We start from the raw sequence: 7,997 nt of genomic DNA, 5'->3' as shown, positions 1-7,997 counted from the left end.
CCCCAAGGGCGTCGTCGTCACCCACCGCGCCATCGGCAACCGGCTGGCCTGGATGCAGGGCGCGTACGAACTCACCGCCGCCGACCGGGTGTTGCAGAAGACGCCGTCCAGCTTCGACGTGAGCGTCTGGGAGTTCTTCTGGGCGCTGCGCGAGGGCGCTGCCGTCGTCCTAGCCGCGCCGGACGGACACCGCGACCCCGCCTATCTGGCCCGCCTGATCCAGGCCGAGGGCATCACGACGATGCACTTCGTGCCGTCGATGCTGGAGGCGTTCCTCGCCACCGACGAGGTCACCGCCGACCCCGCCTGGGCGCGCACCCTGCGCCACGTCTTCAGCAGCGGCGAGGCCCTGCCCGGCGCCGCCGCCCATCGCTGGCACGCCCTGACCGGCGTCCCGCTGCACAACCTCTACGGCCCCACCGAGGCCGCCGTGGACGTGACGTACCACGCCTACGACGGCTCGCCCGGCATCACCGTGCCCATCGGCCGACCCGTGTGGAACACCGGCCTGCGTGTCCTCGACACCTGCCTGCGCCCGGTGCCGGACGGCGTCCCCGGCGAGCTGTACCTGACCGGCGTCCAGTTGGCCCGCGGCTACCACCGGCGCCCCGCGCTCACCGCCGACCGCTTCGTCGCCGACCCGTACGCCACCGAGCCCGGCGCCCGCATGTACCGCACCGGCGACCTCGTACGCCGCCGCCCCGACGGCACGATCGACTACCTCGGCCGCACCGACCGCCAGGTCAAACTCCGCGGAAACCGCGTCGAACTCGGCGAGATCGAGGCCGAGTTGACCCGCATCCCCACAGTGGCCCGGGGCGCGGTCGTCATCCGCGACCAGCGACTCATCGCCTACGCGGTCCCGGCGTCCGGGGCCACCCTCGACCCCGCCGACCTGCGCGCCGCCCTCGCCGACGCGCTGCCCGCACCCCTGGTCCCCGAGGCGTACGTCGTCCTCGCCGACCTCCCGCTCACCCCCAGCGGCAAGCTGGACCAGGCCGCGCTGCCCGCCCCCGAGGCCGAGCGCGCCGAACGCCGCCTGCCCGAGCGGCCGTTGGAGCGGCAACTGACCGAGATCTTCGCGGCCGTCCTCGGCATCGAGGACGCGGGCCCCGACGACGACTTCTTCCGGCTCGGCGGCGACAGCATCAGCTCCATCGGCGTCGCGAGCCGCGCCCGCGCGGCGGGCCTGGAGCTCAGCCCGCGCGACGTCTTCACCCACCGGACGCCCGCCGCCCTCGCGCTGGCGGCCGGCACCGCAACGGCCGTAGCCACCGACCGTGTTGAGGCATTCACCCTCACCGACGCCGAACAGACCCGCGTCCGTGCCGTCGCCGCCCCGGCGGAGGTCGCCGACGTCTGGCCGCTGGCCCCCCTCCAGGAGGGCCTGTTCTTCCACTCGGCCTACGACGAGGGCGCGTTGGACGTCTACACCGTCCACGAGACCTTCGACTTCGCGACCCGCCTGGACACCACCCGGCTGCGCGCCGCCGTCCGCACCCTCCTCGACCGCAACCCCGGTCTGTGCGCGGGCTTCACCAGCGACGGCCTCGACCAGCCCGTGCAGTTCATCGTCGAGGACCCGGAGATCCCCCTCGAAGAAGTCGACCTCTCCCTTCTCCCCGCCGACGAACAGGACACACTCCTGCGGGAGTTGACGGACGCCGAGCGCAACCGCCGCTTCGACCTGTCGGCACCCCCGCTGTTCCGACTCCTGCTCCTGCGCCTCGGCGCGGAGCGCGGCGACAGGCTCGTCATCGGCCGGCATCTGATCCTGTGGGACGGCTGGTCGGCCTGGCTCTTCCTCGACGAGCTGTTCGCTCTCTACGAGACGGGTGGTGACGCCAACGCCCTTCCCGAGCCCGGCAGTTACCGCGACTACCTGACCTGGCTGGAGGAGCAGGACGACTCGGTCGCCACGGCCGCCTGGCGCACCGCGCTCGCCGGTCTCGACGAGCCGACCCTGCTCGCGCCCACCGCCACCGACGGCCTCGAACCGGTCATCCCCGACCAGCTCGACACCCGCCTCCCCGCCGAACTCGGTGACCGCCTGCGCGAGTTGTCCCCCGCCCACGGCCTGACCCTCAACACGATCCTCAACGCGGCCTGGGGGCTCACCCTCGCGTCCGCGACCGGCCGAGCCGACGTCGTGTTCGGCACGACCGTCGCGGGCCGGCCCAGCGAGGTCCCGGACGTCGGCAACATCATCGGCCTGTTCCTCAACACCGTCCCGACCCGCATCGCCCTCGACCCCGCCGAACCGGTCCTCGACCTGCTCCGCCGCATCCAGGGCGAACGCCTCGACCTCATGCCGTACGAGCACCTCAGCCTCGGTGTCCTCCAGGCCGAGACCGGTCACCGCAAGCTCTTCGACACCCTGTTCGTGCTCCGCAACAACGACACCGAGGAGCGGCTCGCCGACCTGAAGACCCGGCACGGCGCCACCGCCGTCGCCAACGTGGACGCCACCCACTACCCGGCCAACCTCGTCATCACCCCCGGCCGCGAGATCGCCGTCACCCTCTCCCACCGCCCCGACCTCGTCCCGACTGCCCAGGCGCAGGCTCTCCTCGACCGCTTCGCCCTCCTCGTCGACCGCCTCACCGCCGACCTCACGGCACCGGTGGGCTCCCTCGACGCCCTCCTTCCCGCCGAAGTCGAGGCGCTGCGGCGGGAGTCGGCGGACAGCCGGGTCCCCGACCCCGAGGACACCGTCGCCGACCTGCTCGCCGCGCAGGCCGAACGCACCCCCGACGAGCGGGCTCTGGTCTTCGGCGAGCGCAGCATGACGTACGCCGAACTCGACGCGGCCGTCAACCGGATGGCCCGGCTGCTGATCGACCGGGGCGCGGGCCCCGAGCGGGTCGTCGCCCTCGCCCTGCCGCGCTCCCTCGACATGGTGGTCGCCCTCTTCGCGGTCCTGCGCACCGGAGCGGCCTACCTCCCCCTGGAGTTGGACCACCCGGCCGACCGCCTGTCCCTGATGCTGGCCGACGCCAACCCGCTCCTCCTGCTCAGCACCACGGCCGTATCCGCCACGTTGGACGGCGAGATGACCCGCGTGTTGCTCGACGACCCCGACATCAAGGGGGAGTTGGCGGACCAGCCGGACACTCCCGTCCGTCTCCGCTTCAGCCTCGAACACCCCGCCTACGTCATCTACACCTCCGGCTCGACCGGCCGCCCCAAGGGCGTCGTCACCCCCTACCGGGGCCTGACGAACATGCAGTTGAACCACCAGAAGGAGATCTTCGAGCCCGCCATCGCCTCGGCCGGCGGACGACGGCTGCGCATCGCGCACACCGTGTCCTTCGCCTTCGACATGTCGTGGGAAGAGCTGCTCTGGCTCGTCGAGGGCCACGAAGTGCACGTGTGCGACGAGGAGTTGCGGCGGGACGCCGAGGCGCTGGTCGCCTACTGCGAACGCCACCGCGTCGACGTCGTCAACGTCACCCCCACCTACGCCCGACTCCTCATCGAACAGGGCCTGTTGGAGGGCCACGTCCCGCCGCTCGTGCTCCTCGGCGGCGAGGCCGTACCGGAGACGGTGTGGAGGGCCCTGCGCGACACCGAGGGCACCTACGGCTACAACCTGTACGGGCCGACCGAGTACACCATCAACACCCTCGGCGGCGGCACCCTCGACAGCGACACCCCGACCGTCGGCAAGCCCATCCGCGGCACCCGCGCCCACATCCTCGACGCCTGGCTGCGCCCGGTGCCCGACGGCGTCCCCGGTGAGCTGTACATCGCCGGAATCGGCCTGGCCCGGGGCTACTTGGACCGGCCCGCGCTGACCTCCGAGCGCTTCGTCGCCGACCCGTTCGGCGAACCCGGCGAGCGCATGTACCGCACCGGCGACCTGGTCCGCCGGGGCCCCGACGGCAACCTCGACTTCCTCGGCCGCACCGACGACCAGGTGAAGATCCGCGGCTACCGCATCGAACCCGGTGAGATCGAGACCGCGCTCAGCCGCCACCCGCTCGTCTCCCAGGCCGCCGTGGTCGTCCGCGACGAACGCCTCGTCGGCTACGTCGTCCCCTCCGGCGCCGACCCGTCCGAGCGCACCGCCGCCGAGGCCGCGCAGGTGGGGGAGTGGCAGGAGATCTACTCCGACGAGTACGAGGAGATCGGCACCGCCGTCTTCACCGAGCAGTACGACGGCTGGGACAGCTCCTACGACGGCCGGCCCATCCCCTTCGAGGAGATGCACGAGTGGCGCGAGGCCACCCTCGCCCGCATCGGCGCCCTCAAGCCCCGCCGCATCCTCGAAGTGGGCGTCGGCTCCGGCCTGTTGCTGTCCCGCCTGGCCCCGGAGGCGGAGGCCTACTGGGCCACCGACTTCGCCGCCCCGGTCATCCGCAAGATAGGCGAGGAGGTGCGCCGCGACCCCGCGCTCGCCGCCAAGGTCGAACTGCGCTGCCGCCCGGCCGAGGACCTGAGCGGTCTGCCGTTCGCCTACTTCGACACGATCGTCATCAACTCCGTCATCCAGTACTTCCCGAGCGTCGACCATCTCACCACCGTGATAAACGGGTTGATGGAGCTGCTCGCACCCGGCGGTGCCCTGTTCGTCGGCGACGTCCGCAACCTGCGGCTCGCCGGTACCTTCCACACCGAGATCCAGCGCGCCAGGGGCACCGCCGAGGCGGACCTGGAGCGGGCGGTGGAGCGCGGTCTGCGCCTGGAGAAGGAACTCCTCGTGGACCCCGACTACTTCACCACCCTCGGCTACGGCGTCGACCTGCGCACCAAGCGCGCCCAGCACCACAACGAGCTGTCCCGGCACCGCTACGACGTCGTCCTCTACGCCGACGACCCGGACGTACACCTGGACAACGCCCCGTCGGTCGACTGGGCCACCGGCAACACCATCGGCGAACTCCTGCGCGGCGACTGGTCGTCGGCCGAGGCGATCGGTGAACTCCTGCGCGGCGGCTGGTCCGCGACCGGCGCCACCACCGAACGCCCGCGCGGCGAAAGGCCCGAGGCACTCCGCTTCACCGGCATCCCCGACGGCCGTACGACCGAGGCGGGTGTGGACCCCGAGCACCTGCATGAGCTGGGCACGGCGGCCGGATACCGGGTGCTGACGACCTGGTCCGAGAAGGACGGCACCTACGACGCCGTCTTCCTGAAGTCCCCCGAACTGCGCCTGACCGGCGGTCTGTTCCGGCCCGGTGGCGGCACGCACCCGTACGCCAACGACCCCACCGCCGCCCGCGAGGCGAGCGCGCTGGTCCGGCGGCTGCGTGAGGACCTCGGCCGTGAACTGCCCGACTACATGGTCCCGTCGGCCTTCGTCACCGTCGACGGCCTGCCCATGAATGCCAACGGCAAGCTCGACGTCCGGGCGCTCCCCGACGCCGAACCCGCCGTCGCCCTCGGCGGCGGACGCGGCCCGCGCACCCCGCAGGAAGAGGTGCTCTGCCGCCTGTTCGCCGAGGTGTTGGGCCTGCCGGAGGTCGGCGCCGAGGACAACTTCTTCGATCTGGGCGGGCATTCACTCCTCGCGACCCGGTTGGTCAGCCGTGCCCGCACCGAACTGGGCGCCGAACTAGCCATCCGTGACCTCTTCGAGGCCCCGACTCCCGCTCTGCTCGCGGGCCGTGCGGACGCGGCGAGCCCGGCCCGTCCGGCGGTCACCCCGGTCGCGGACCGGCCCGCCCGCATCCCGCTGTCGGCCGCCCAGCGACGGCTGTTGCTCGTCGAGGAGATCACCGGCAGCGGAGTCGCCTACAACTTCCCGCTGGTCTTCCGACTGAGCGGAAGCCTCGACACCGAGGCACTGGCCGCCGCACTGCGCGATGTCGCCGGACGCCACGAGGCGCTGCGGACGGTGTTCCCGACGCACGAGGGCGAGCCGTACCAGCGGATCGTCCCGGCCGAGGAGGCGGTCCCGACCTGCACGGTCGTCGACTGCGCCGAGGACGACCTGCCCGCGCTGATCGAGTCCGCCCAGCGCCGCCCCTTCGACCTCACCACCGAACTCCCGCTGCGCTGCGAGGTGTTCAGGCTGGGCTTCGACGAGCAGGTGGTGGCCGTCGTCCTGCACCACATCACCACCGACGAGTGGTCCGACCGCCCCTTCCTCGCGGACCTCGACACCGCCTACGCGGCCCGCCGCGAGGGACGGGCACCCGAGTGGGCGCCGCTGCCGGTGCAGTACGCCGACTACACCCTCTGGCAGGACGACCTCCTCGCCCGCACCGGCGAGGCCCAACTCGCCCACTGGGCCGACGCCTTGCGCGGACTGCCCGACGAACTCGCCCTGCCCGCCGACCGACCGCGCCCCACCGAGCCGACCGGCCACGGCGGCAAGGTCCGCCTCGAACTGCCCACCGCCACCGGCCACGCCCTGCGCGATCTCACGACGGCCACCGGCACCAGCATGTTCATGCTGTTCCAGGCGGCCACCGCCGCCCTGCTGAACCGGCTCGGCGCGGGCGAGGACATCCCGCTCGGCGCCCCCATCGCCGGCCGCACGGACGAGGCCCTCGCCGACCTCGTGGGCTTCTTCGTCAACACCCTGGTGCTGCGTACCGACGTGTCCGGCGACGAGCTGACGTTCCGTGAACTCCTGGGTCGCGTACGGGAGTCGTCCCTCGCCGCCTTCGAGTACCAGGACCTGCCCTTCGACCGGGTCGTGGAGGCTCTCAACCCGCCCCGCGTGGCCGGCCGCAACCCGCTCTTCCAGGTCATGCTCGGCTACCACCACCGCTCCGAAGGCGACCCGGACGTGCTCGGTCTCGCGACCGAGTGGTTCGACATGGACACCGGCATGGCGAAGTTCGACCTCCACTTCACCTTCGTGGACGAGACCGGCCGCGACCGTGTGGTCCTGCTCCTGGAGTACGCGACCGACCTCTTCGACCACGGCACCGCCGAGCGGATCGCCGCCCGCATGGCCCGCCTCCTGGACCACGCGGCGGCCGAACCCGACCGCGCCGTAAGGGACTTCGACCTCCTGGCGGACTCCGAACGCGCCCTGGTCCTGGGCGAGTGGAACGCCACCGACCACCCCGTCCAGGCCAGCACCCTCCCGGAACTCTTCCGGGCCCAGGTGGCCCGCACCCCCGACGCCACGGCACTCGTCTTCGAGGGCCGGCGGCTGACCTACGCGGAGCTGGACACCCAAGTCGAGCGCACCGCCGGGGTGTTGGCCGCGCTCGGCGCGGGCCCCGAGCAGACCGTGGCCGTAGCCCTCCCACGCTCACTCGAACTCGTCGTCGCCCTGCTCGCCGTCCACCGCGCCGGAGCCGCCTACCTCCCGCTCGACCCCGACTACCCGGAGGACCGCCTCGCCCTCATGGTCGAGGACGCCCGCCCGGTGCACGTCGTCCGCGACACCCTGCCGACCGGTCCCGAGGCTCAACTCCCCACGTCCTACGACCCGTCGCACCCCGCCTACGTCATCTACACCTCCGGCTCCACCGGGCGCCCCAAGGGTGTCGTCGTCCCGCACGAGGGCATCGTCAACCGGCTGCTGTGGATGCAGGGTGAGTACGAACTCACGCCCGACGACCGGGTGTTGCAGAAGACGCCGTCCAGCTTCGACGTGTCGGTGTGGGAGTTCTTCTGGCCGCTGATCACCGGCGCCACCCTGGTCGTCGCCCGCCCCGAGGGCCACCGCGACCCGGCCTACCTGGCCCGGCTGATCCGCGAACAGGACGTCACCACCGTCCACTTCGTGCCCTCCATGCTCCAACTCTTCCTGGAGGAACCGGCAGCGGCGGCCTGCACCGGCCTGCGCCGCGTGATGTGCAGCGGCGAGGCCCTGCCCGTCGCCCTCACCCACCGTTTCCACGAGACGCTGGGCAGCGCCGAGTTGCACAACCTCTACGGCCCGACCGAGGCCTCGGTCGACGTGACGGCCGTGGAGATCGGACCCGACGCCACGAGCGTGCCGATCGGCCGCCCGGTGTGGAACACCCGCACCTACGTCCTCGACGCCGGCCTGCGTCCCGTACCGCCCGGCGTCCCGGGCGAGTTGTACC

The 7,997-nt window shown here is 72.2% G+C and carries 1 protein-coding gene; it reads left to right on the top strand.

All coding sequences use genetic code 11. From position 1 onward, the window contains the following. Window positions 1–7,997 (top strand): non-ribosomal peptide synthetase (locus JHN63_RS43320; protein ID WP_200690626.1); only part of this gene is annotated, 7,997 nt, incomplete at both ends.

The organism is Streptomyces sp. MBT65 (genome assembly GCF_016612545.1).
Lineage (GTDB): Bacteria > Actinomycetota > Actinomycetes > Streptomycetales > Streptomycetaceae > Streptomyces.
Note: the sequence above shows the minus strand (reverse complement) of the source record. Positions and strands in the feature narration are given on the sequence as shown.